The 21,398-nt window shown below is 64.3% G+C and carries 16 protein-coding genes; 11 read left to right on the forward strand and 5 right to left on the reverse strand.

The window, feature by feature from the left end:
* Nucleotides 1-40 precede the first annotated feature (40 nt).
* Nucleotides 41-3,277, forward strand: coding sequence for an alpha-mannosidase (locus AB2U09_RS02595; protein WP_459191125.1), 3,237 nt, complete (start codon nucleotides 41-43; stop codon nucleotides 3,275-3,277).
* 40 nt (nucleotides 3,278-3,317) lie between these two features.
* Here AB2U09_RS02595 and AB2U09_RS02600 read toward each other — a convergent pair whose 3' ends face one another.
* Nucleotides 3,318-4,022: a PIG-L deacetylase family protein gene (locus AB2U09_RS02600; RefSeq protein WP_459191126.1), complete on the reverse strand. Its 705-nt coding sequence runs from the start codon at nucleotides 4,020-4,022 to the stop codon at nucleotides 3,318-3,320.
* Between the two features lie 140 nt (nucleotides 4,023-4,162).
* On the opposite strand from AB2U09_RS02600, the gene AB2U09_RS02605 reads away from it, so the two are divergent.
* Both AB2U09_RS02605 and AB2U09_RS02610 read left to right on the forward strand, forming a co-directional pair.
* Nucleotides 4,163-5,377, forward strand: a complete 1,215-nt coding sequence (locus tag AB2U09_RS02605) for an aminotransferase class V-fold PLP-dependent enzyme (protein ID WP_459191127.1) — start codon at nucleotides 4,163-4,165, stop codon at nucleotides 5,375-5,377.
* Between the two features lie 5 nt (nucleotides 5,378-5,382).
* Complete coding sequence (locus AB2U09_RS02610; protein WP_459191128.1) at nucleotides 5,383-6,453, forward strand: glucose 1-dehydrogenase; 1,071 nt, start codon at nucleotides 5,383-5,385, stop codon at nucleotides 6,451-6,453.
* 532 nt (nucleotides 6,454-6,985) lie between these two features.
* On the opposite strand, the gene AB2U09_RS02615 is transcribed toward AB2U09_RS02610, so the two are convergent.
* Complete coding sequence (locus tag AB2U09_RS02615; protein ID WP_459191129.1) at nucleotides 6,986-7,765, reverse strand: IclR family transcriptional regulator; 780 nt, start codon at nucleotides 7,763-7,765, stop codon at nucleotides 6,986-6,988.
* A 162-nt stretch (nucleotides 7,766-7,927) separates the two neighbouring features.
* Between AB2U09_RS02615 and AB2U09_RS02620 the strand changes: the two genes are divergently transcribed.
* Together AB2U09_RS02620 and AB2U09_RS02625 are read left to right on the forward strand one after the other, a co-directional pair.
* Nucleotides 7,928-8,668, forward strand: a complete 741-nt coding sequence (locus AB2U09_RS02620) for a sugar phosphate isomerase/epimerase family protein (RefSeq protein WP_459191130.1) — start codon at nucleotides 7,928-7,930, stop codon at nucleotides 8,666-8,668.
* Nucleotides 8,669-8,759: 91 nt separating this feature from the next.
* Complete coding sequence (locus tag AB2U09_RS02625; RefSeq protein WP_459191131.1) at nucleotides 8,760-9,947, forward strand: hypothetical protein; 1,188 nt, start codon at nucleotides 8,760-8,762, stop codon at nucleotides 9,945-9,947.
* A gap of 36 nt (nucleotides 9,948-9,983) precedes the next feature.
* Here AB2U09_RS02625 and AB2U09_RS02630 read toward each other — a convergent pair whose 3' ends face one another.
* The gene (locus tag AB2U09_RS02630) at nucleotides 9,984-10,964 is read right to left on the reverse strand and encodes a glycoside hydrolase family 18 protein (protein WP_459191132.1); all 981 of its coding nucleotides are present in this window, start codon (nucleotides 10,962-10,964) and stop codon (nucleotides 9,984-9,986) included.
* Between the two features lie 133 nt (nucleotides 10,965-11,097).
* Between AB2U09_RS02630 and AB2U09_RS02635 the strand changes: the two genes are divergently transcribed.
* Nucleotides 11,098-12,540, forward strand: coding sequence for a M81 family metallopeptidase (locus AB2U09_RS02635; protein WP_459191133.1), 1,443 nt, complete (start codon nucleotides 11,098-11,100; stop codon nucleotides 12,538-12,540).
* A 56-nt stretch (nucleotides 12,541-12,596) separates the two neighbouring features.
* On the opposite strand, the gene AB2U09_RS02640 is transcribed toward AB2U09_RS02635, so the two are convergent.
* On the reverse strand, nucleotides 12,597-13,658 hold the full coding sequence (locus tag AB2U09_RS02640; protein ID WP_459191134.1) for a Gfo/Idh/MocA family protein: 1,062 nt from the start codon (nucleotides 13,656-13,658) through the stop codon (nucleotides 12,597-12,599).
* A 59-nt stretch (nucleotides 13,659-13,717) separates the two neighbouring features.
* The gene (rdfA, locus tag AB2U09_RS02645; RefSeq protein WP_459191135.1) at nucleotides 13,718-14,335 is read right to left on the reverse strand and encodes a rod-determining factor RdfA; all 618 of its coding nucleotides are present in this window, start codon (nucleotides 14,333-14,335) and stop codon (nucleotides 13,718-13,720) included.
* A gap of 198 nt (nucleotides 14,336-14,533) precedes the next feature.
* Between rdfA and AB2U09_RS02650 the strand changes: the two genes are divergently transcribed.
* From AB2U09_RS02650 to AB2U09_RS02670, 5 genes are all read left to right on the forward strand, one after another.
* Nucleotides 14,534-16,168 (forward strand): glycoside hydrolase family 3 protein, encoded by a 1,635-nt coding sequence (locus AB2U09_RS02650; protein WP_459191136.1) that lies wholly within the window; start codon nucleotides 14,534-14,536, stop codon nucleotides 16,166-16,168.
* A gap of 172 nt (nucleotides 16,169-16,340) precedes the next feature.
* Nucleotides 16,341-16,592, forward strand: coding sequence for a hypothetical protein (locus tag AB2U09_RS02655; RefSeq protein WP_459191137.1), 252 nt, complete (start codon nucleotides 16,341-16,343; stop codon nucleotides 16,590-16,592).
* A gap of 315 nt (nucleotides 16,593-16,907) precedes the next feature.
* Complete coding sequence (locus tag AB2U09_RS02660; RefSeq protein ID WP_459191138.1) at nucleotides 16,908-17,138, forward strand: hypothetical protein; 231 nt, start codon at nucleotides 16,908-16,910, stop codon at nucleotides 17,136-17,138.
* A gap of 47 nt (nucleotides 17,139-17,185) precedes the next feature.
* Entirely contained in the window at nucleotides 17,186-19,111 is a 1,926-nt protein-coding gene (locus AB2U09_RS02665) for an ABC transporter substrate-binding protein (RefSeq protein WP_459191139.1), read from the forward strand.
* Between the two features lie 123 nt (nucleotides 19,112-19,234).
* Nucleotides 19,235-21,398, forward strand: a 2,164-nt coding sequence (locus AB2U09_RS02670) for an ABC transporter ATP-binding protein (RefSeq protein ID WP_459191140.1), incomplete at its 3' end; no start/stop codon positions are given.

Consider the following 21,398-nt stretch of genomic DNA (forward strand, 5'->3'; position numbering starts at 1 on the left):
ACCCTTTGAAATTAAGAGGACGGAAGTCCCACGGGGAAGCGTGCTCGATAGAAGTCGCCAGAAACGGATCAGTGAGACAGCGGATCGACTCGAATCGCTCCGTGTCGCGGAGCGACGGGAGATCGACGACATCGCCTACCACCCGACGCGGGAGTTCCTCGATCCCGAGGACGTGCGGGGCCGCGAGTTCGAGCCCTGTTCGGTCGGCTTCACGTGGAAACGGGGCCGCGAGACCGAACCGGCCGACCGCCGCGACGCGTCGGCGGACGTCGTGACCGGCGAAGCCTCCTCGGGCCTCGAAGTCGGGGAGAACGTCTGGTTCCGCCTCCGGTTCACGGTCCCGGACTCGATGGCCGGCCACCCGGTGTACCTCCGGTTCATCGCCAGGCCGAACGACGGCGCCGACTACCACGACGAGCCCCGGGTGGAGTCGCTGTGCTTCCGCGACGGCGTCCCGTGGCAGGCGTTCGACAACGGTCACGAGGCCCTGCGGCTGGTCGACGAGGCCGAAGGCGGCGAGACCTACGACCTGCTCGTCGAGGCCGGGACCACGACGCTGTGGGGCCACCTCGAAGTCGAGGAGTTCCTCCTCCAGACCGCGGAGATATACGCCGAGCGCCCCGAAGTCGCTGACCTGCACCGTCACTTCACCATCTGCAGCGATCTCGCGGGCGAGTTCGACGAGGACTCGCCGAACCGTGGCCGCCTTCTCAACGCGCTCGTGGATGCGAGCCACGAGTTCCCGTTCGAGGCCGAGACTGAGGCGGAGTATCGCGAGGGCGCTGCGGCCGCGCTGGAGGCGCTCAAAACGGTCGAGCAGGACCTCACCTCCGACCTCACGGGACAGCAACTCACCGCGGTCGGCCACGCCCACATCGACCTGGCGTGGCTGTGGCCGTGGTCCGAGACCGTCCGCAAGGGCGGGCGGTCGTTCTCGAACGTCCTCCAGTTGATGGACGAGTACGACGACTTCACCTTCATGCAGAGCCAGCCACACCTCTACGAGTGGGCGCGCAACCGCTACCCCGAGCAGTTCGAGGCCATCGAGGAGCGCATCGCGGAGGGCCGGTGGCACCCCGAGGGGGCGCTGTGGGTCGAGGCCGACATCAACAACTCGGGTCCCGAGGCACTGGCCCGCCAGTTCCTGCTCGGCAAGCGGTACTTCCGCGAGGAGTTCGACGTCGACCCCGAGGTGACGTTCATCCCCGACGTGTTCGGCTACAGCGCGGGGCTCCCGGGCATCGCACAGGCGGCCGACTGCCCGTACTTCCTCACCCAGAAGATGTCCTGGAACGAGATCAACGACTTCCCGCACAACACTTTCCGGTGGGAGGGCATCGATGGCTCGGAAGTGCTCGCGCATTTCCCGCCGGTAGACACGTACAACGGGAAGGCGACCGTCGAGGAGGCGACCCGGTCGGTGTACAACGACGCGCAGAACGACCGCACCGACGACCGGGCCTATCTGATCGGGTGGGGCGACGGCGGCGGCGGCCCGACCCGCGAGATGGTCGAGCGGAGCCAGGTCATCGACGACACCGAGGCGCTCCCCGACATCGAGTGGGGCTCGCTCGCGGGGCTGTTCGACCGGCTCGACACCGACCGCGAGGAGTACCCGAAGTGGAGCGGCGAACTGTACCTTGAGATCCACCGGGGGACGCTCACCACGCAGGCCCAGACCAAGCGGAACAACCGGAAGGGTGAGTACGCGCTCCGCGAGGCGGAACTCTGGAGTTCGCTGGCGCGGGCGCTCGAAGCCGAGTCGTACCCCCACGAGGAACTCACCCGGGCGTGGAAGGTGCTGCTGTTCAACCAGTTCCACGACATCCTGCCAGGTTCCTCGGTGACCGACGTGTACGCCGACGCCGATCGCGACTACCGCGAGGTGTTTGAGACGACGGCCGAGGCCCGCGAGGCGGCGTTCGACGCGCTGTTCGACACCGCGTCGGGGACGGACCGGGTCTGTCTCACGAACCCGCTGTCGTGGACCCAGCGGCCGACCGCGTCGGTCCCTGCCGACGACGTGGCCGTCGAAGCGTCCGATTCGGAGGACTCACTGGTCGCAGTCCCCGACGGCGAGCGTGCTGCCGGTGAGGCGAGCGACGCCGAGGGACTCCCCGTCCAGCGGACGAGCGACCGCCTCGGCGACGGCGGCGACGAACTCCTCGTCGACGGGCCAGACGTGCCGGCCTTTGGCGCCACGAGCGTCACGCTCCAGTCCGCGGACGACGCGTCCGTCGACGACCCGTTCGAGGTCTCGACCGAGCGCCTCTCGAACGGCCTCGTGACGGTCTCGTTCGACGGCGGCGAGGTCTCGGTCACCGACGACGAGACCGGCAGGGAAGTCCTCGAAGAACCGGGCAACCGGCTGATGCTGTACCGCGACCAGCCGGCGCAGTGGGAAGCCTGGGACATCGACGAGGACGTCTACGCAGTCGGTGAGCAACTCCCCGAACCCGAATCGGAAGTCGTTGAGACTGGGCCGGTCCGCGCGACGGTCCGACAGACTCGCTCGTTCGGCGACTCCGAACTCGTCCAGGAAGTCTCGCTGTACCGCGACGCCAAGCGCGTCGAGTTCCGGACGCACGTCGACTGGCAGGAGGAGGAGAAGCTTCTAAAGGCGCACTTCCCGGCGGCCGTCCGGGCGACCGAGGCGACTTACGATACCCACTTCGGCCACCTCGAGCGCGACACGCACGACAACACGACGTGGGACCAGGCGCGCTTCGAGGAACCCGGCGGTCAGTGGGTCGACGTCTCCGAACCGGGGTACGGCGTCGCCGTTCTCAACGACTGCAAGTACGGCGTCCACGTCGACGGAACCGACGTCTCGCTGTCGCTGCTCCGCGCGCCTGACCACCCCGACCCAGAGGCCGACCGCGGCACCCACGAGTTCACGTACGCGCTGCTGCCCCATGAGGACGATCCAGTCGAGGCAGGTGTGAACCGTGCGGCATGCGAACTAAACGCGCCGGAGCGGGCCGTCCCGGTCTCTGACCCCATCTCGCTCGCCCCGGTTGAGGTCGACCCCGATGGCGTCGTCGTCGAGGCGGTGAAACGCGCCGAGGACCGCGACGACGAACTCGTCCTGCGGCTCTACGAGTCAGAGGGACGACACACGTCGGCGACGATCGACTTCGATCTCCCGGTCACGGAAGCGACCGAGACGAACCTGATCGAGGACAGCGAGGGGGATCTCCCCGTCGAAGACGGGCAGATCGAACTCGAGTTCGAGCCGTTCGAGATCCGGACAGTTGCGGTTCGACTCGCGGAGTAACTGCTCCGCTCTTTGGTCGCGCCGAATACACTCTTTCGAACTACTCGCCGAGGTAGTCGTCGCTCCCCTCGTGGAGCGGGGCGAACCCCTCGACGTAGCGGGCGTCGACGCGTTTGCCGAGCGCTTCCGCCTCGCTGCGGACGCCCGAGAGAAGGTTGTCGAATTCTGCGTCGATCCCGCCGTGTTCCTGCAGGAACTCGACCTGTGACTCGTGGTGCTCGATAGCCCGTTCCTTCCGGTCCTGATACTCCGTGATGTCGATAAGAATGGAGGGGTCGATCGACGAGGTCGGTTTGCCGAAGAAGTAGACGTTCTCGACGTCGCAGGGGTCCTCGGGGACGTCGACTTTCGGGAGCGACGCCATGTAGTAGGCGTCGGTCACGAGTTCCGAGGTGGTCCGGTGGTCCGGGTGCATGTCGTCCCCGTAGTGAGTGAGAATGTACGTCGGGTCGTGGCGGCGGATCGTCCGGACGAGTTCGAGGCGGTTCTCCAGCGAGTACTCGATGCGGCCGTCTTTGAACCCCAGGAACTCCGCCCCGGCGCCGAGCGTCTCCGCGGACGCGGTCGCCTCGTCCTCGCGGACGGTCGCAATCTCTTCTTCGGTGGCGTCGAAGCCACCGTACTCACCGCGGGTCATGTGGGCAATCGTGACGTCGTCGCCGCGGTCCGCGTGTTTCGCGATCGTACCGCCGCAGAAGATGTCCGCGTCGTCCGGATGCGCAACTATCGCTAGCAGGTCGGCCATACGAAACGCGTGGCGGCCATGACCTATAAAATCACCCGGTGCTCGCGTGACTGTTTCCGATCAGGACCGCGCCGTCGATCCTCGAACCCGGTCGCGTTCGTCCCCGTACTTTTATCCGCTCTTCCCGGGAAGCGGTTCCTATGTCAGGGCGATCAGTGTACGACGAGTTAGGTGTCCCTACCGTCGTGAACGCCAGCGGGACCAAGACCCGGATCGGCGGGAGCCGCATCCGCGAGGAAGCGCTCGAAGCGATGCACGAGGCCGCGGGGTCGTTCGTGCGACTGTCGGATCTTCAGGCGCGAGCGAGCGAGCGCATCGCGGAGGTGACGGGCGCAGAAGCAGGTTACGTCACCAACGGCGCGGCGGGCGCGTTGCTGCTCGGGACGGCGGCCTGCATCGCCGGGACCGACCCGGGTGCGATGTCGCGCCTCCCGGACACCGAGGGCTTCGCCGACGAGGTCGTCATGCCGCGCACTCACCGGACGGGCTACGACCATGCCTTCCGGGCGGCCGGCGCGACCATCGTCGATATCGGGACGAACGACCGCCACCTCGGGACCGGCTCGCGCAACGTGGAACTGTGGGAGTACGAGGACGCGATCTCCGAGGACACCGCGGCTGTGGGCTACATCTACAAGAGCTACGTGGACCCCCCGCTGTCGGAGGTGTGTGACCTGGCCCACGAGCACGATGTCCCCGTGATCGTCGACGCCGCCGCCGAGCTCCCGCCCGTCGAGAATCTCTCGTGGTTCACCGAACAGGGCGCGGATATCGTGGCGTTCAGCGGCGGGAAGGCGATCCGTGGCCCGCAGACGACGGGCATCCTGGCCGGGCGCGCCGACCTCGTCGAGTCCGTCGCCGCACAGCATCTCGACATGCACGCCGCGGAGGACGTCTGGGAGCCGCCGTCGGCACTCCTCGATACCTCGCAGTTCGCTGGCGTGCCGAAGCAGGGGATCGGCCGCCCGCTCAAGGTCGGTAAGGAAGAACTCGTCGGGCTGCTCAAGGCGCTCGAACTCTTCGTGGAGGAGGACCACGAGGCGAACCGGCGCGAGTGGCGCGCGATGGCCGACGAGATCGCCGAGAAGCTGGCGCCGATCGAGGGGGTGACGACGACGGTCAACGACGGCGACACCGACGTCGCAGCGACCGTGTCAGTCAGTGTAGACGCGGGCGCTGCCGGCCGGTCGGCGACAGACATCGTCAGCGGACTCCGGCGGGAAGAGCCGCGAGTATTCGTCGGCGCAGACGAACTGCGGAACGAGCGGTTCACCGTCAATCCGATGTGTCTCACGAAGTCTGAGGCCGAGTACGTCGTCGATCGTATCGAAGCGCACGCTCGCGGGGAGGCCTGATCGGCATGCGAGCCGTTTGTGTTCGAAAAGGCGGGGACGGTCCGGAAGTGATTGATGTCCCACGACCGGAACCCGCCGCCGGCGAAGCGCTGGTCCGGACGCTCCGAGTCGGTATCGACGGGACCGACCACGAGGTCATCGCCGGCGGTCACGGCGGATTCCCTGAGAGTGCAGACCACATCGTCCTTGGTCACGAAGCCATCGGCGTCGTTGAAGACCCGAACGGTACCGACCTTGACGCCGGCGCACTGGTCGTGCCGACTGTCCGTCGCCCGCCAGGAGACGAGACCACGCCATACTTCGAGCGACGAGAACCTGACATGGCGCCGGCAGGCGAGTACGTCGAGCGGGGTATCGTCGGCGCGCACGGGTACATGGCCGACTACTTCACCAGCAAGCCGGAGTTTCTCGTCCCCGTCCCTGACTCCCTCGCCGAGACGGGCTTCCTGGTCGAGCCGATCAGCAACAGCGAGAAGGCCATCGAACACGCCTTCGCGACGCGGTCGGCGTTCCACTGGGAACCCGAGTCCGCCTTCGTCCTCGGGAACGGGCCGCTCGGGCTCCTCACGCTGGCGATGCTCGGAGACCGCTTCGAGCGGTGTTACTGCCTCGGTCGACGCGACCGGCCGGATCCGACGATCGAGATAATCGAACGTCTCGGTGCGACGTACGTCGACTCACGGGAGACGCCCGTTGACAATTTCCCGTCCCGACACGAGTCCGTCGACTTCCTCTACGAGGCGACCGGGTACGCGAAACACGCCTTCCAAGCCGTCAAGGCCCTCGCCCCCAACGGCGTCGCGGCGCTGCTCGGCATCCCCGACTCGTGGGATCTCGAGGTCGACGGGGGCGCGCTCCATCGGGAACTTGTCCTCCACAACAAGGCGCTGTTCGGGAGCGTCAACTCGAACGTCGAACACTACGAGGCCGCCGTCGAGACCCTCGAGGAGTTTCCCGAGTGGTTCTGCGATGCACTCGTGACTGGCGTCTATGAACCATCCGCCCTTGACGACGCCTTCGCTCGCGGCGACGACCGGATAAAGTCGGTCATCGAGTTCGGGACTGTCGATCGGTAACCCGTGTTGGCTACTCGAAGACTACTTTTGCATATAGTGGGAAACGACACTCCCTCACTGTTGAATGGAATTCCCGGCCGAGAGACGGTATAGCCCGCGATCCCTGAGTGACCCTCGCGGAGACTCGCTATGGAAGGACCCACAGACACTGATTACAATATTAGGCATGTAATCACGATTCGCTGTCCAGAGGTCGTGAGAGAGACAACCAAACACAGATCGTCACGGTCTACGGGCTGCTCGGACGTGTGATCCTGATTTACGGAACTCTTTCCCACTATCCGGGACAATTCACGTGAAAGGCCAACAGCTGTCTGCCCCGGTGGAAAGACCGGGTTCAGTCTAGCAGACAACCAGAGTTACCGGCGATTCCACGGTTCTCATGCCTACTCGACGCGGTCGAACGCACTCCAATATGGGCCCACCGGGGGTTCGGTCAGCCGCCGAGAAAACAGCACAAACGATCATGTTCATCTATGTGGGAATCCCCGGTAGAACGCTACCGACTATTCTGCCCGGACACTGGCCGTAGCTACGCCTCGTGGGTCTCGTACCGCAGGTTGACCTCGATGAGGTTCGACGCTCGTTCCAACGTCGTTGGAACTTCCTCCCAGAACGCGTCCCCTTCGAGGCGGATGGCAGGGCCGTAGACGGTGATCGCGCCGATCGTCTCCTCACGGTTTCGGTCACGGATACTCGTCGCAACAGAGCGGATACCGGTCACGTGCTCCTCGTCGTCGAAGGCGGTGTCTCGCTCCCTGATGCGTTCGAGTTCGTCCAGCAACTCGTCGCGGTCGGTTATCGTGTTAGCCGTCCGCCGCGGGAGTCCCTGTTGGTCCAACACTTCGGCCATTTCGCCCGGCGATAGCGACGCAAGCAGGACCTTCCCGGCTGCCGAGCAGTGGAACTCGTGGTACGGCTGACCGATCTGGAGGTCGTTTCTGATCTCCTGTTCGTTCCAGGACTTGTAGATGTAGACGACGGCTTCCTCCTTGACGGCGAGGGCGACGGCGTTGTTCGTCCGGTCGACCAACTCCTCGACGACCGGTTTCGCCACCGCGTAGAACTCTCGCTGAGAACGGGCCCGGGTGCCGTGTTTCAGCAGTCGCGTACTCAGGTAGTAGTCGGTAGTCATCTTCCGGACGAACCCGACCTGTCGGAGCGATTCGAGATAGCGGTGGACGCTGCTCTTCGAGACGTCGACTTCCTCGGCCACCTCCGTGACCCCCGCGCCCTCGCGTTCACCGAGCACGTCGAGGATCTGCGCAATAGTGCCCACAGAGCCGATCGGGATGTCGTCAGCATCGGGCATACCCTCGATGTACAGTGGCCGCCTCTTAGTCGTTTCCCACATAGTGCAATTCAGAAACCCTCGTTCGCGACTCCAGCGGATTCCGGTCGAATCCACAGCGGACGCGAGGCAAACTCCCGTGTGAGCGAAACCACTAAGTCGTGACTTCGAAATGTAGCTGGTATGGTGCGACCTGCGCTGCAACTAGTCATCTTTCACGGCAGCCTCGACACCCTCCCCGAGATCATCCACCGCGTCGACGACGCCGGATTCGACGGCGTCGAGTTCGCCTATCGGCTGTTCGAGTCCGACCCGAAGAAGGTCGCACGGACGCTCGAACGGACAGGACTGGAGCCCGTCGGCGGGCACGTAACGCCCGAGGACCTCGACGAGCGACTGGAGAACGATCTGGAGATCCACCGCCAGATCGGGTGCGACCGCGTCGTCCTCTCGCACTTCGACGATCAGTATTTCGAGAGCCGCCAGGCCATCGTGGACGCGGCGCGGGACATCGAAGCGTTCGCGGACCAAGTTGCGGACCACGGACTCTCGCTCGCGTACCACAACGACGGCATCGAGAACGACCCGATCGACGGGAACTCGACGGCTCTGGAGACGCTGGTCTCCCAGCTCGACGACGACATCGCCATCCAGCTCGACGTCAAACACGCTCTGCAGGGCGGGCTCGACCCGATCGAGTTCCTCGACCGCCACGGCGACCGGATCGACACTGTCCACTTCCGCGACGCGGCGCCGGACGTCGACCACTCCATCGCGCTCGGACAGGGCGACATCGACCTCGACGCCCTCATCGACACCGCCGTCCGCTGTGACGTCGACTGGCTCATCTACGAGGGTAACCACCACATGGACACGCTCCCAGGCGCTGTCGACCGGATCCAGTCGGGCCTCCAGGCTGATTGACGGACGTTCCGTCGTGCTCGCGGTCTCTCGGGGCCGCCGCTGCCGTGGCGGCCGCCGCCGGATATAAGTGCTATCGCGTCACATTCCTGCCGTGAACGTCGCTATCTGGACGCATCCCTGGGACGTCGTAGAGGAGGGTCCCGAACAGGTCGCCGAACGGCTGACCGAACTCGGGGTCACCGAACTGACGGTCGCGACCACCTGTCACTCCGTGCAGTCGCTGACGCCGCACAACCCCGAGCGGCGGACCTTCTTCGCCGACGCGAGCGCGTACTTCCAGCCCGACGACGAGTACGGGGCGATCGAACCCAACGTGAACGAGACGATGGGGGAGGCCGACTGGCTCGCGACTATCGAAGACGGACTGGCTGACGCGCCCGTGTCGCTCAACGGCTGGTCGGTCCCGTTCCACAGTTCGGTACTCGGCCGGCGCCACCCCGATGCGACGATGGTCAGCCCGCACGGCGACGACCTGATCTGGGGACTGTGCCCGTCGAACCCTGCCGTACAGGAGTACGGCGAGCACCTCGTCGAGGACCTCGCCGGCCACACCGACTTCAACCGGTTCGAGATGGAGCTGTCCGACTACCAGTACGGCACCGGCTACGGCTGGCACCATCAGGAGTTCTTCGCCCGGCTCGGCCCTCTGGGGGAGTTCCTCTTCGGCCTCTGCTTCTGCGAGCACTGCCGGGAGAACGCGTCCGACGCGGGGGTTGACGTTGAAGCGGCCAGATCCGCTGCGCGCGACGGCATCGACGACGTCCTGGAAGGGCGACTCGCCGTCGAGACGGACGTCGGCGGGTGGCTGATGGAACACACCGCCGTCGCCGACTACGCCGAAGCGCGGACAGAGACGCTCGCCGCGCTGTTCGACGATTACGCGGCCGCGACGGGGTCAACCCCGTTCGGCTACTACCTGAAGTACGGCGGGTTCAACGACGAGCGGATGGACGTCGAACACTCCTGGAAACACGGGCTCGACCTCGGACAGCTCTCCGACCCCGTCGACCAGTTCACGGTTCTCGCCTACGATAGCGACCCCGAGGCAGTTCGCAGCGACGTACGGGCCGCACGGACGCTGACTGGCGACGACGTCGCGATCCACGCCGGGATCCACGCTGGCCACCCGGTCGTCCACGACTACGAGACCCTAGAATCGCTCGTCGGCGCGGCAGTCGACGCCGGCGCGGAGCGCCTGTCGTTCTACGGGTACGGTGTCCTCCCGAACCGGAACCTCGACTGGATCGGCCGCGCGCTCCGGGCGCACGGGATCGCGTGAGGACGCCGGCCGTCGTGTGCAGAACGGCCGACAGAATCAGCGTTCGTCGCTGGTCTGGACGACCTGTTCGTAGATGGCGTCGGTGAGTTCGTCGTCGCGGTCGCCGCTGTAGTGCCAGAACATGATCCCGCGGAGGTCGCGGTCGCGGACATAGTCGATCTTCCGGCGAACGGAGCGGGGGTCGTCGTAGCTGATGAACCCCTCGGGGCCCGTGAGATACGGCGCCTGCGCGTCCACGTCCCAGCGGACGTCGTACTCGTCGTTCTCGACGAACTCGGGGACGAGGTCCTCGTAGTCGACGCGGACGCCACCCCGGGAGTAGTACCCCGACCCGATCACGATCTTCTCGGGCGGAACCCCCTGATCGAGGTACCACTCGACCGTCTCGTGAACGCTGTACTCCTCGTTGTGTTCCGAGGTGTAGAGGTTCGTGTGATGGGTCTCCGGCTCCGACAGCATGTCGTAAGTCATCACGTTGAAGAAGTCGAAGTGCGGCGTGACGGCCTCGAAGTCGATGCCCGCGAGGTGATCCGGCGCCGTGCTGGTCGCGGACGTGAGCAGGTATTCCTTGCCGTCCGCTCGTCCGGCCTCGTCCAGATACTCCCGTAGAGTCTCCACGATCGCTGTGAAGTCCTCGCGTTGGTCCGCTTCGGGGAACTCCCAGTCGTAGTCGAGGCCGTCGAGGTCGTACTCGCGGATGAACGAGACGGCGCTCTCGGCGAACCGCTCGCGGTTTTCCTGCGTCGCCGCCATCTCCGGGAAGTCCTCGCACAGCCCCCACCCGCCGACCGAAATGGAGACTTTCAGGTCGGGATTGGCTTCTTTCAGGCTCGCGATCCGCTCGACGCGCTCCGCAGTGTCGTCACCGTCGGTCACACCCGTGATGACGCCGTCGTCCGTCTCGGCGAACGAGTAAAACAGGTGGGTGAGTTTCTCTGTCGGGACGTCTCGACAGCTCCCGTCGACGTACGCGCCGACGATAGTATCGTCTAGATCAGTAGCTTTCGGGTCCGGCATCGATTCCGTGTGCCGAGAGGAGTGCAATAAATCTAGTGTCGGGTCTGCTGTCGTCCCAGTGGTGATCTGATCGCGAGCTCGGACAGATCGGACCGCCGCAAGATTATAACGGCTGCTGCGTGATGTCCGCGGTATGCGCATTGCAGTCGCGACTGCGAGCCACGAGACCAACACGTTCACCGACGCCCGGACGACCATCGACGACTTCGAGACGGCCGCGGACGAGGCGCTGCTAGAGGAGTTCGACGGCGCGCGCTCCCTCTCGGGGATCGTCGACCGGCTTCGATCAGGGGGTGCGGAGATCGTTCCGACGTACGGTGCGGCCACCATCCCATCGGGCGTCGTGACGAGGGAGGCGTTCGACGCGATACAGTCGGGTATCATCGATCGACTCGCAGAGGAACGCCTCAACGGCGTCTGCCTCGACCTCCACGGATCGATGTACGTCGACGGTCTCGCCGACCCCGAGGGTGAACTACTGGCCGCCATCCGTGACGAGGTCGGCCCCGACGTACCGATCACCGCCGCGCTGGACATGCACGCGACGATCACCGAGCAGATGGTCGCTCATCTCGACGGGGTCGCCGGGTATCGGACCGCGCCGCACACGGACGTCGTCGAGACCGGGGAGCGTGCGGCCGACCTACTGCTCTCGGCGGTCGCCGACGACGTGGCGCTCGCTCTCGGCTGGGAGCCGTTCCCGATGTTGCTGGCCGGCGAGCAATCGGAGACTGACAGTGAACCGATGCGGACTCTGATCGACGAACTGCGCGAACGCGACCGGATCGACGGCGTCTACGACGCGAACTACTTCCTCGGGTTCCCGTGGGCCGACTCGCCCTACGCCGGCTGCCATGCGCTGGTGACCGGTGATGCCGCGGCGGTAGAGACGATCGAGCGGACGGCCCGGGAACTGGCCGAGCGCTTCTGGGGCCGCCGCGACGAGTTCGACTTCACGACGGAGGCTCATGACCTTGACAGTGCGCTCGACACGGCGGCGAACCACAGCGGTCGGCCGGTCGTTATCGCTGACACCGGGGATATCCCGGGTGCCGGGGCTAGTGAAAACGCAGTCGACGCGCTCGCCGCGGTGCTCGAACGGGACGACCTCGGACGGCCGCTCGTGGCCGTCATCGCGGACGCGGATGCCCATCGGACCTGCGAAGCCGCAGGGGAAGGCGCGTCCGTCTCGTTCGAACTTGGGCGGTTCGCAGAAGCAAACGGTGGGCTGCGCGCCTCTGGGACGGTCAGGGCGGTCCGCGAGACGGACGGCGTGAACGCGGCGTTCGTGTCTCTCGACGGGGTGGACGTCGTGATCACGGACCGCCAGACGAACGTACATCGCGATCCAGAGTACTTCCGTGGCTTCGACGTCGAGCCCGGCGAGCGTGACGTGATCGTACTCAAGAGTGGATACCTGAGCCCGGCCTGGAAAGAGGCCGCCTCCCGTCGGTTGTTCGCTCTGACACCGGGAGACACCGATCAGCGGCTCGCCGAACTGCCTTACGACCGGATCCCCCGTCCGATGTACCCCGTCGACGAGTCAGTCGACTGGGCACCGAACGGGAGCGAGTAACGGTGTCCACAGGCGGCGATACGGGAGGCGGATGACTGCTCAGCGCGCGCAGATAGCTACTCGTCGCTCGGCACAGGCGTGAGTTCTCCCGATTCGATCATCGCCTCTAGCGGGTTGTCGTCGATCTCCAGCGGGAACTCGACGCGGCCACGAGTACGGACCGACTCCCACGCCCCGAAGATGAGTTCGGTCGCGTTACGTGCGTTCTCGGCGCACAGCTCCGATTGCTCGCCGGTTTCGAGCGCGCCGATTACGTCCCGCATCACGCGCTCGTTGATGTCCCACTCCGGGAGGTCGGGTTCGACCCACCCGTCGTCGTCGACCGCGCGGACGCGCAGTTCCGACTCCTCGTCGAGCGGGTCGACCTCGATGGTGCCCTTGGTCCCCAGCAGTCGAAGTCGAGCGGGGACGACTCCGTCAGGCGACCCGGTCTGAGCGAACCCGTCGACGCCGTTCTCGTACTTCCAGGTCACAACCGCCTGATTCTCGTTGTGGGCGCCGAAGAAGACGTTCTCCTCGCTGTAGTCAAGCCCCGCGAGCACCCACTCGGGCGCCGCCTCGTCGACGTACTTGCCGAGCATGTCGAAGCAGTGGGTGCCCCAGTCGAAGAGGTTCGGTGCCCACATCTCGACACGCTGGAGGTCGCCGATGCGCCCGTTTTCGAGCAGTTCGTTCGCCACGCGCCAGCTCGGCTTGAACCGGCGCTGGTGGTTGAACGTCAGGTATGCGTCGTGTTCGTCGCACTCGCGAACCATCTCTCGGGCCCCGCCCCACGTGGCGGCCATCGGCTTCTCGCAATGGATCGCCGAGACGCCTGCGCGGGCACAGTCGACGACGATGTCCGCGTGCGCCGCGGGTGGCACCGTGACGCTCACGACATCCGGTTCCACGGTTTCGAGCAGCCGACCATAGTCCTCGAAGACGCGCTCGTCGGGAATGTCGAACGTCTCGGCGAACGCTTCGGCGTTCTCGCGGACGAGATCGGCGCAGGCGACGACCTCACACTCCGGGAGCTTCTCGTAGTTCCTGGCATGGTGATACCCCATCGCGAACCCCGCTGACGTGGGGTTCTCCGGGTCCGCACCCGTTCCGATCACTGCGACTGAGTAACGTGGCACAGTATAGTGTGGCCCCCGCAACAGGCAAATAGGTTATCCTTCCGCAACTATTGGCCGAGTCAACAGTCACAGCCGCCACGGTCGACGAGTTCGTGTAGTCGGAGATCCCTGTTGCAGTCGGTACAGGTCAACCCGACGGTAACGGTGACGTCGAAATCGCCCAGCGTGATGTCGTCGGCGTACTGCAACTGCTCGACAGTCTGCTGGGCGACTAATTCAGTCCGTCTCGCCATCGCGTTGACCGAATCGATCCGTTCCTTCGGGCCGGTAGACTCTCTGGACTCAAACGACAGGTCGAGACACTGCTTGAAGTGGCGGTTGACCGTCTGATAAGAGACGGTATGGTCCTTGAGCTGGTCTGGATCGATCCCGCTCTGTTCGAGTCGGTTGCGCAGTTGGGCCTTCATCCCGCCGCTGACATCGCCGTCTGTGAGGAGGTGGTAGATGTGCTCGGGTTCGCCTTGCAGCGGCATGAGACCGTGGCGCTCCATCGCTTCGCGAACCAGTTCCTCGTTGAAGTACTCCGCGAGTTCGCGCAGGCTGTACCGATCTTCTTCCCGTTGCCAGAGTTCCACCAGTTCCCCTTCCACGTCCTCGATCCCGTAGTCTCGTGCGACCCGACTCAGCTTGCAACAGGTCTTCTCCCCCGATTCAGCCCCGGATTCGCTATCAGCCATTACTAGTAGATAACACAGGACGATAATAATCCCTGTCCTGCCGACCTCGCGCCGGTTGGTCGCCGCATCCGGATTCGGCGTTCGACCGGCTCCGTTTGCTAAAAGGGACGCGGCCGGGCCCGTGTGAGAGAAAGACTTAATCAGGAGGGTTATGCATGTGTTTCGTAGCGTGCGAGTCGAAACACGACGGGTAGACGAATGATCGTGGAGCAGTACGTGAAGATGATGACGCCGCGGGAGAAAGTCGGCCAGCTGCTGATGGCCAAGCCGTACACCAGCGAAGACGGGACCCTCGGCGACCCCGATCGGCGTGTGATCCTCGACCTGCAGGTCGGAACCGTCGGCGGCCCAGTGATAGGGTCGACCGATCGCTCGCCCGAGGAACTGCTGGTGTATCTCGATCAGGTTCAGGAACTCGCCAAATCGACACGACTGGCGGTCCCACCGCTCGTCAACGCCGATTTCGAGCACGGAGTCGGCCAGAAGTGCACAGACGCGACCGAGTTCCCGCAGGCGATGGGGATCGGGGCGACCCGCTCGACGGCAGCCGCGCGGTCGGCCGCTGAGATAACCGCCCGCGAGGCGAAGTCGCTCGGCGTCCACTGGAACAACGCACCGATCGCCGATGTGAACACCGAACCGGAGAACCCCATCATCGGCTGGCGGTCGTTCGCTGACGACGCCGAACTCGTCGGCGACATGGTCGCGGCACAGGTCGAGGGGTACCAGTCCGAGGGGGTCGTTGCGACCGCGTGCCACTTCCCCGGCCACGGCGCGGCGGCTGACGACTCGCACACGGACCTGCCCTACATCGAGTGCTCTCGCAGAGAACTTGAAGCGGCACATCTGCCCCCTTTCGCCAGGGCGGTCGACGCCGGCGTCGAATCGGTCATGACCGGTCATCTCCTCGTAGATGCGCTCGATCCCGACCGCCCGGCGAGCCTCTCACCAGCGGTCTACGACCTGCTGCGCGACGACCTCGGATTCGAAGGAGTCGCGGTCACGGACTCGCTGGATATGGAAGCGATCACCGACGAGTGGACGATCGAGGAGGCCGCACTGGAGGCGATCAGGGCGGGTGCCGACGTCGCGATGACGCTGTGCTCGTTCGATAAACTGGTCGACGTCCGCGATCGACTGGTTGATGCGCTCGAAACTGGCACGCTGTCCACTGAGCGCGTCAACGAGGCCGTTCGGCGAGTGCTCCGGCTAAAGCTCTCGCACAACCACCTCCGGACGCCCCGGCCGTCCGCGGAGCGTGTCACGGACGGGCACCTTAATCCAGACGGTCGGGCGACCGCGAACCGCCTCGCTGGCCGGACTATCACCCTGGCCAGCGATGACGGTGTGCTGCCACTGGCGGAGAAGGATGGCTCGGCCCTCGTCGTCGGCTTCCAACACGAATCGATCGCGCAGGCAGTTGCCGACCATGTCTCCGAGACCTGCACCGTCTACGAACGCGAGGATGCCACAGACCTCCCTGAAGCCGACCGCATTATCGTGAGCGCCGATGGCGATGACGAGATACTCGCCGCCGTCGGCGACCGGGACGCGCCAGTAATCGTGTTCGAATCGGGAGCGCCGTACGACGCCGTTGCGTACCGTGACCTCGCCGATGCCGTGCTCTTCCTGTACGATACCACGTTCTCGTGGGCGCTGGACAAGAACGACGCCGTGCGCCGGGCCGCGGTCGCAGTCACCTTCGGCCGCACCCCCGAGGGGCGGCTCCCCGTGCACATCGACGACGAGTGGCCGTTCGGGCACGGACTTACTTACGAGGACGGCGAGATAGTTCCGCTACCGATGGACGATACCGACTCCGCGCCGAAGTAAACTTGGCGTGGAAGTCACGGCCCACGGTCCGTGACAAAACTAACTCTGTTACACGGAGCCAGACCAGTCGCAATGGACCTCTCCCGGGCGGTGTCCGAGCGAGTTCTCTCCCGTCCGGGCCGTCCTCTATCCATGGGTAAAGGTTTACACACCTGGTGATCGATCACGGCGTATGAGCGACCACGGGCTCGCTGAAACGTTTCTACGCCACGCCTGCGAGCGACGCCGCTCGCTCGCGGCCGCGCTTGGGTTCGTCGTGCTGATGGTCCCGCTGATGATCGTCTCGCTGACCTACGTCGAAGAGGGATCCAGCACGTACGTGATTACGGTCGTGAATCTCGCCGGACTGGCCTTCTTCGGACTGCTGTTCGCCGGGTTATTGTTCGTTTGTCGAAAACGTGCGAATGATCGAGCCTGGCGATAAATTGCGCGCCCGATCTTACTGGGCAAGCGCAACGCCCGTGTCCCGAATACCGGCGGTACGGTGCCACGGTAGAATTATGTAATTAGTCTCCGAATTCGGGATATGCGAAGCGTTACAATGGAATCGCCCGCCAAACGATCGAGATGGGTCTGTGCTGCGCATTTTGCACTCGCAGCGGTCGCAAACATTGCCGTGGGGCTCACATCGCTCCGATTCTCTCTGAAGGCGAATTCCGAGCGGGCCGTCGTTCAGTTCGTCGCTCGGACCTTCGATTCGGGCACGGCGCTCAATTGGGGACCTAGCTTGGTTACTTCCGTGGTTGATATCATCGGTGTGCTGGCCATTGTCTTCATCTGCATCGGCGCGATACAGTCGCTAGCAGTACTTTACTCGCTCCACGGTCGACGGCGGCGCGTCTGCCTATTCGCCGGAGGAGTCGGAGCTGCCACCATCGTTTCACTCCCGTGGAGCCTAGTCGGCGCGTCGCTAGCTTTCCTCGGGGCGGATCTGTTCGATCATCGGTCGGCATCCGAGACGGATTTATGACAATTTTCATTAGAAATATTTTTATCTACGACTTCTGACTACCGGATATGGCGAACGGTAGAGATTCGCAATCACAGCGAAGCTCAGACAGTACGGTGTCGAACGGGATGACTCGTCGGAAGTGGCTTGCCCTCTCGGGGGCTGGCCTCGCCGGACTCGCCGGCTGTAACAGCGAAGACACGGAACCACCGTCGTCGACGGAGGCGATGAGCGGCGACGGAAGCGGGTCCGGCGACGGTGGGAGTACGGATCCGAGTGACGGAGCGTCGACCATCTCGGGGTCGCCCCGGGACGGGGAGCTCACTCGATTCCAGCAGAACATCCCTTCTGACTTCAACTGGAACTTCTTCATCACCGGCTACCAGGCGGGCGTCGCGCGGCAGTTCTACCACGAAATCCGACCACATCTGGATCACACGCTAGAAAATTGGGAGTACGATACCGAGAACAACGTCGAGCGGTGGACGTTCCCGGAGAACCTGACCTGGTGGAGCGGCGATGCCGTCACCGCCGAAGACGAGTACACGAAGTGGGAGATCGATCGGCTGCAAAACCCGAGCGACAGCGACCTGGCGGAGGTTCGGCTCGTCGACGACTACACGCTGGAGTTCGAGTACAAGGACCAGCAGAACCCGACGATCGTCGAGCGCTCGAACGCACTCGGCACGCCGATCGCCGTCCCCCGCTGGAAATTCGAGTCGTGGCTCCAGCGATATCAGGACGCTTCCAGTCAAGACGAGCGCGATAGTATTACCGAAGAGCTCACGCAGACGGAGATCACTACGACGACGGTCCTCGAAGAGGGACTCGGTAACCACCCTTACGAACTCGTGGAGGCAAATGCCCAGGAGATGGTCTTCGAACTCCGCGACGACCATCCGTGGGCGACAGAAGACCAGGTCCAGCGAGTGCGCACCCGGACGATCACCGAGAGCTCGTCGCTCATCATCCAGCAGGACAAGATCGACATGCGCGGGGGCTTCCTCCCGCAGGACTTCCAGGGACCAGACCACCTCAAGGAGATCATCACCCGTCCGACGTTACAGATGAGCAAGGTGATGTTCAACCACACGAACGACCACCTCGGCAATCGGACGGTCCGGCGAGCACTGGCCCACCTCATCGACAACAACAACATCATCCAGAATCAGTCGCCCAATGCCACGACCGTCGAGAAACAAACCGGAATGGGTGACAACTGGGTCAGGGAGTGGTGCGGCGACGACTTCTACGAACAACTGCACACGTACCCCAATGAGGCCGACCCTGAAGGCGCGACGCAGCTCCTCGAAGAGGCCGGCTACTCGAAGCAGAACGGCGAGTGGGTCGACCCTGACGGTGAGGCCGTCTCCTTCAGTGTCCTCGGAATGAACTGGGGCGCATTCGTCGACGGCGCCAGGACCGTCAACGCCCAGCTCGACCAGTTCGGCTTCAACGTCGAGTTCCAGGCGCTCGAAGCGGCCTCGTTCCGCGAGCGCGCCTGGGGGAGCATGGAACACGACCTATCGTTCTACTACCAGAACAACTGGATCAACCACCCGGTGTCGTACTTCCGACCGCATTATCCGGGCGGTCTCCGCCTCGCCGAGCCTGATAGCTTCCGGTCCGACATCGAAGGGTGGCTTGACGAAGGGCTCGAAGAGTCCCAACACACCGGGATCCCGCTCACACCGACGATCCCATCCGAACCCGGTGCGATGGAGGTCTCCGGTGACGGTGAGGAGGTCAACCTCTACGAGTCGTGGGACAACATCCACAAGGCCCAGAACCGCGACGAAACCGTCAGCAACCTCAAGAAGCTGCTCCGGTACTGGAACTTCGATCTGCCGCACTTCGTGAGCCTCCAGATGCGAGGCGCGTGGTGGGGCGACACCCGCGACTTCGAGATGCCACAGGGTAACGAAGACCTGAAGATTTACGCATCGAACGACGTCGCGCTCAGACACGGCCACATCAAGTACAACTACGAGTGACCACGGGCTGCGGTAGGTGGTCACTCGCTTCGCTAACCCCTCTCGTTCGTCGGCCAAAGCTGTCTGGATTTTTACGTTTACCCAAACAATAATACCCTGTGAATGGGAAATCCGGGTAACTCTATGTCGGATACGCAAGCGAACTCGATAGCCCGGAGTGCGCAGGTGGGCGGTGACACGGTTCTCCGGGTTCGAAACGCCGACGTGATGTTCGATATGGACCGCGGGACCTCGAAGGTCCTCAACGATGTCTCGATGGACGTCCAGCGGGGCGAGACACTGGGCATCGTTGGCGAATCGGGATCCGGGAAGTCCATGTTCGCCTCCTCCATCATCGACGCGGTGGTTGAACCCGGGATTCTCGACGCAGATGTGACGTATTACCCGCCCAGCGGCGGGGAGGTCGACGTGCTTGATCTCCCCGAGGACGACCTGCGAGCGTTCCGCTGGGAAGAGATCTCGATGGTGTTCCAGGGCGCGATGAGCTCGTTCAACCCGACGACGAAGATCGAGACGCACTTCGTCGAGACGCTCCGCGCTCACCGCGCTGATGTCGACGAAGGAATGGAGCGAGCCCGGACGCTCCTCTCGGACCTATACCTGGAACCGGACCGCGTTTTCGACGCCTATCCCCACGAGCTCTCCGGCGGGATGAAACAGCGTGCACTCATCGCGCTCGCTCTCGTGCTCGAACCCGAAGTCGTCGTCATGGACGAGCCTACTGCGTCGCTGGACTTGCTCATGCAGCGCTCGATCATCCAGCTGATGGAGCGGCTCAAGGAGAAGTACGATCTGACGCTGATCTTCATCTCCCACGACCTCGCGCTCGTCTCCGAACTTGCCGACCGACTCGCCGTGATGTACGCCTTCCAGTTCGTCGAGGAGGGACCTGCCGGGGAGATCGTCGATTCGGCCACACATCCGTACACCCGCGCGCTCCTCAAGTCGATGCCGAACATGGACGCGCCCGTCTCCGACATGGAACCGATCGAGGGCTCCTCACCAGACCCAGTCGATGACCCGGCCGGGTGTTCGTATCACCCGCGATGCCCGCTCGCCGACGAGCAGTGCGTCTCGGAGGACCCGAAAATGCTGGAGACAGACGACGGTCACCGGGTAGCGTGTTTCCACTGGGAGGCTGCGCCGTCGAAGATCGACATCGAAGTGGAGCCCGACCACGAGAACGCGATCACGGCACCTGAGCGCGACCCGGACGCCGAACGGCTCGTCGCGCTGGACGACGTCGAGGTCCACTTCGAGGATAACGACGGCCTGCTCGGACTCTTCGGCGAGTCCCAGACGGTCCACGCCGTCGACGGTGTCGATCTAGAGATCGCCGAGCGGGACGTGGTCGCGCTTGTCGGCGAATCGGGTTGTGGCAAGACGACGCTCGGGAAGACGGCCGTCGGACTCCAGGAACCGACGGGCGGCACTCTCACGTACCACGGTGCCGACGTCTGGGAAGCCGAGGCGGAGGGGCGGACGAACGGCGTCGAGTTCGAAGAGATCCGCAAGTCGCTACAGGTCATCCACCAGGATCCCGGAAGCTCGCTCAACCCCCACCAGCGGATAAAGGACATCCTCTCGGAACCGCTCCGGAAGTGGTACGCGAATCTCGACGGGGAGACCCGCTTCAACAGGGTCCTCCAGATCCTCTCGCTCGTCGGGATGGAACCTCCTGAAGACTACGCCGAGCGATTCCCACACCAGTTGTCAGGTGGGGAGCAACAGCGAGTCGCGCTCGGCCGTGCACTACTGATGAATCCCGATCTCATCCTCGCCGACGAGGCCGTCTCCGCGCTCGACGTGAGCCTCCGCATCGAGATGATGGATCTCTTCCTCCAGATGCAGAAGCAGTTCGATACGTCGTACCTGTTCATCAGTCACGACCTCTCGAACGCCCGGTATCTCGCCGAGAAATCCGGCGGCCGCATCGGGGTCATGTACCTCGGAGAGATCGTCGAGATCGGGTCCGTCGACAAGATCCTCCGCGACCCCGTCCACCCGTACACGAAGGCGCTGCTGTGGGCGACTCCCGGCCTCGACACCGACGAGACCGAGATGCCGCTGCGAACTGTCGACATCCCCGACGCGAAGAATCCGCCGAGCGGCTGCCGGTTCCACACGCGCTGTCCCGAGGCCCGCGAGATCTGCACGCGCCAGACGCCGGATCTGGAAACAGTCGAAGCGCGCCTGGAGACGGCGTGTTTCCGTACGGACGAGGATCACGAGTACTGGGAGAGCGAACCGATCACCGGAGACGAGGAGACGCTTCGCGGGCCACGGG

It is taken from the genome of Halosimplex yunnanense, assembly GCF_054504345.1.

Excerpts from the sequence above, each read along its gene's own strand:
- AB2U09_RS02600 (WP_459191126.1), bottom strand. The coding sequence starts at position 4,022 with ATGGCCGACCTGCTAGCGATAGTTGCGCATCCGGACGACGCGGACATC.
- AB2U09_RS02605 (WP_459191127.1), top strand. The coding sequence starts at position 4,163 with ATGTCAGGGCGATCAGTGTACGACGAGTTAGGTGTCCCTACCGTCGTG.
- AB2U09_RS02610 (WP_459191128.1), top strand. The coding sequence starts at position 5,383 with ATGCGAGCCGTTTGTGTTCGAAAAGGCGGGGACGGTCCGGAAGTGATT.
- AB2U09_RS02615 (WP_459191129.1), bottom strand. The coding sequence starts at position 7,765 with ATGCCCGATGCTGACGACATCCCGATCGGCTCTGTGGGCACTATTGCG.
- AB2U09_RS02620 (WP_459191130.1), top strand. The coding sequence starts at position 7,928 with ATGGTGCGACCTGCGCTGCAACTAGTCATCTTTCACGGCAGCCTCGAC.
- AB2U09_RS02630 (WP_459191132.1), bottom strand. The coding sequence starts at position 10,964 with ATGCCGGACCCGAAAGCTACTGATCTAGACGATACTATCGTCGGCGCG.
- AB2U09_RS02635 (WP_459191133.1), top strand. The coding sequence starts at position 11,098 with ATGCGCATTGCAGTCGCGACTGCGAGCCACGAGACCAACACGTTCACC.
- rdfA (WP_459191135.1), bottom strand. The coding sequence starts at position 14,335 with ATGGCTGATAGCGAATCCGGGGCTGAATCGGGGGAGAAGACCTGTTGC.
- AB2U09_RS02650 (WP_459191136.1), top strand. The coding sequence starts at position 14,534 with ATGATCGTGGAGCAGTACGTGAAGATGATGACGCCGCGGGAGAAAGTC.
- AB2U09_RS02655 (WP_459191137.1), top strand. The coding sequence starts at position 16,341 with ATGAGCGACCACGGGCTCGCTGAAACGTTTCTACGCCACGCCTGCGAG.
- AB2U09_RS02665 (WP_459191139.1), top strand. The coding sequence starts at position 17,186 with ATGGCGAACGGTAGAGATTCGCAATCACAGCGAAGCTCAGACAGTACG.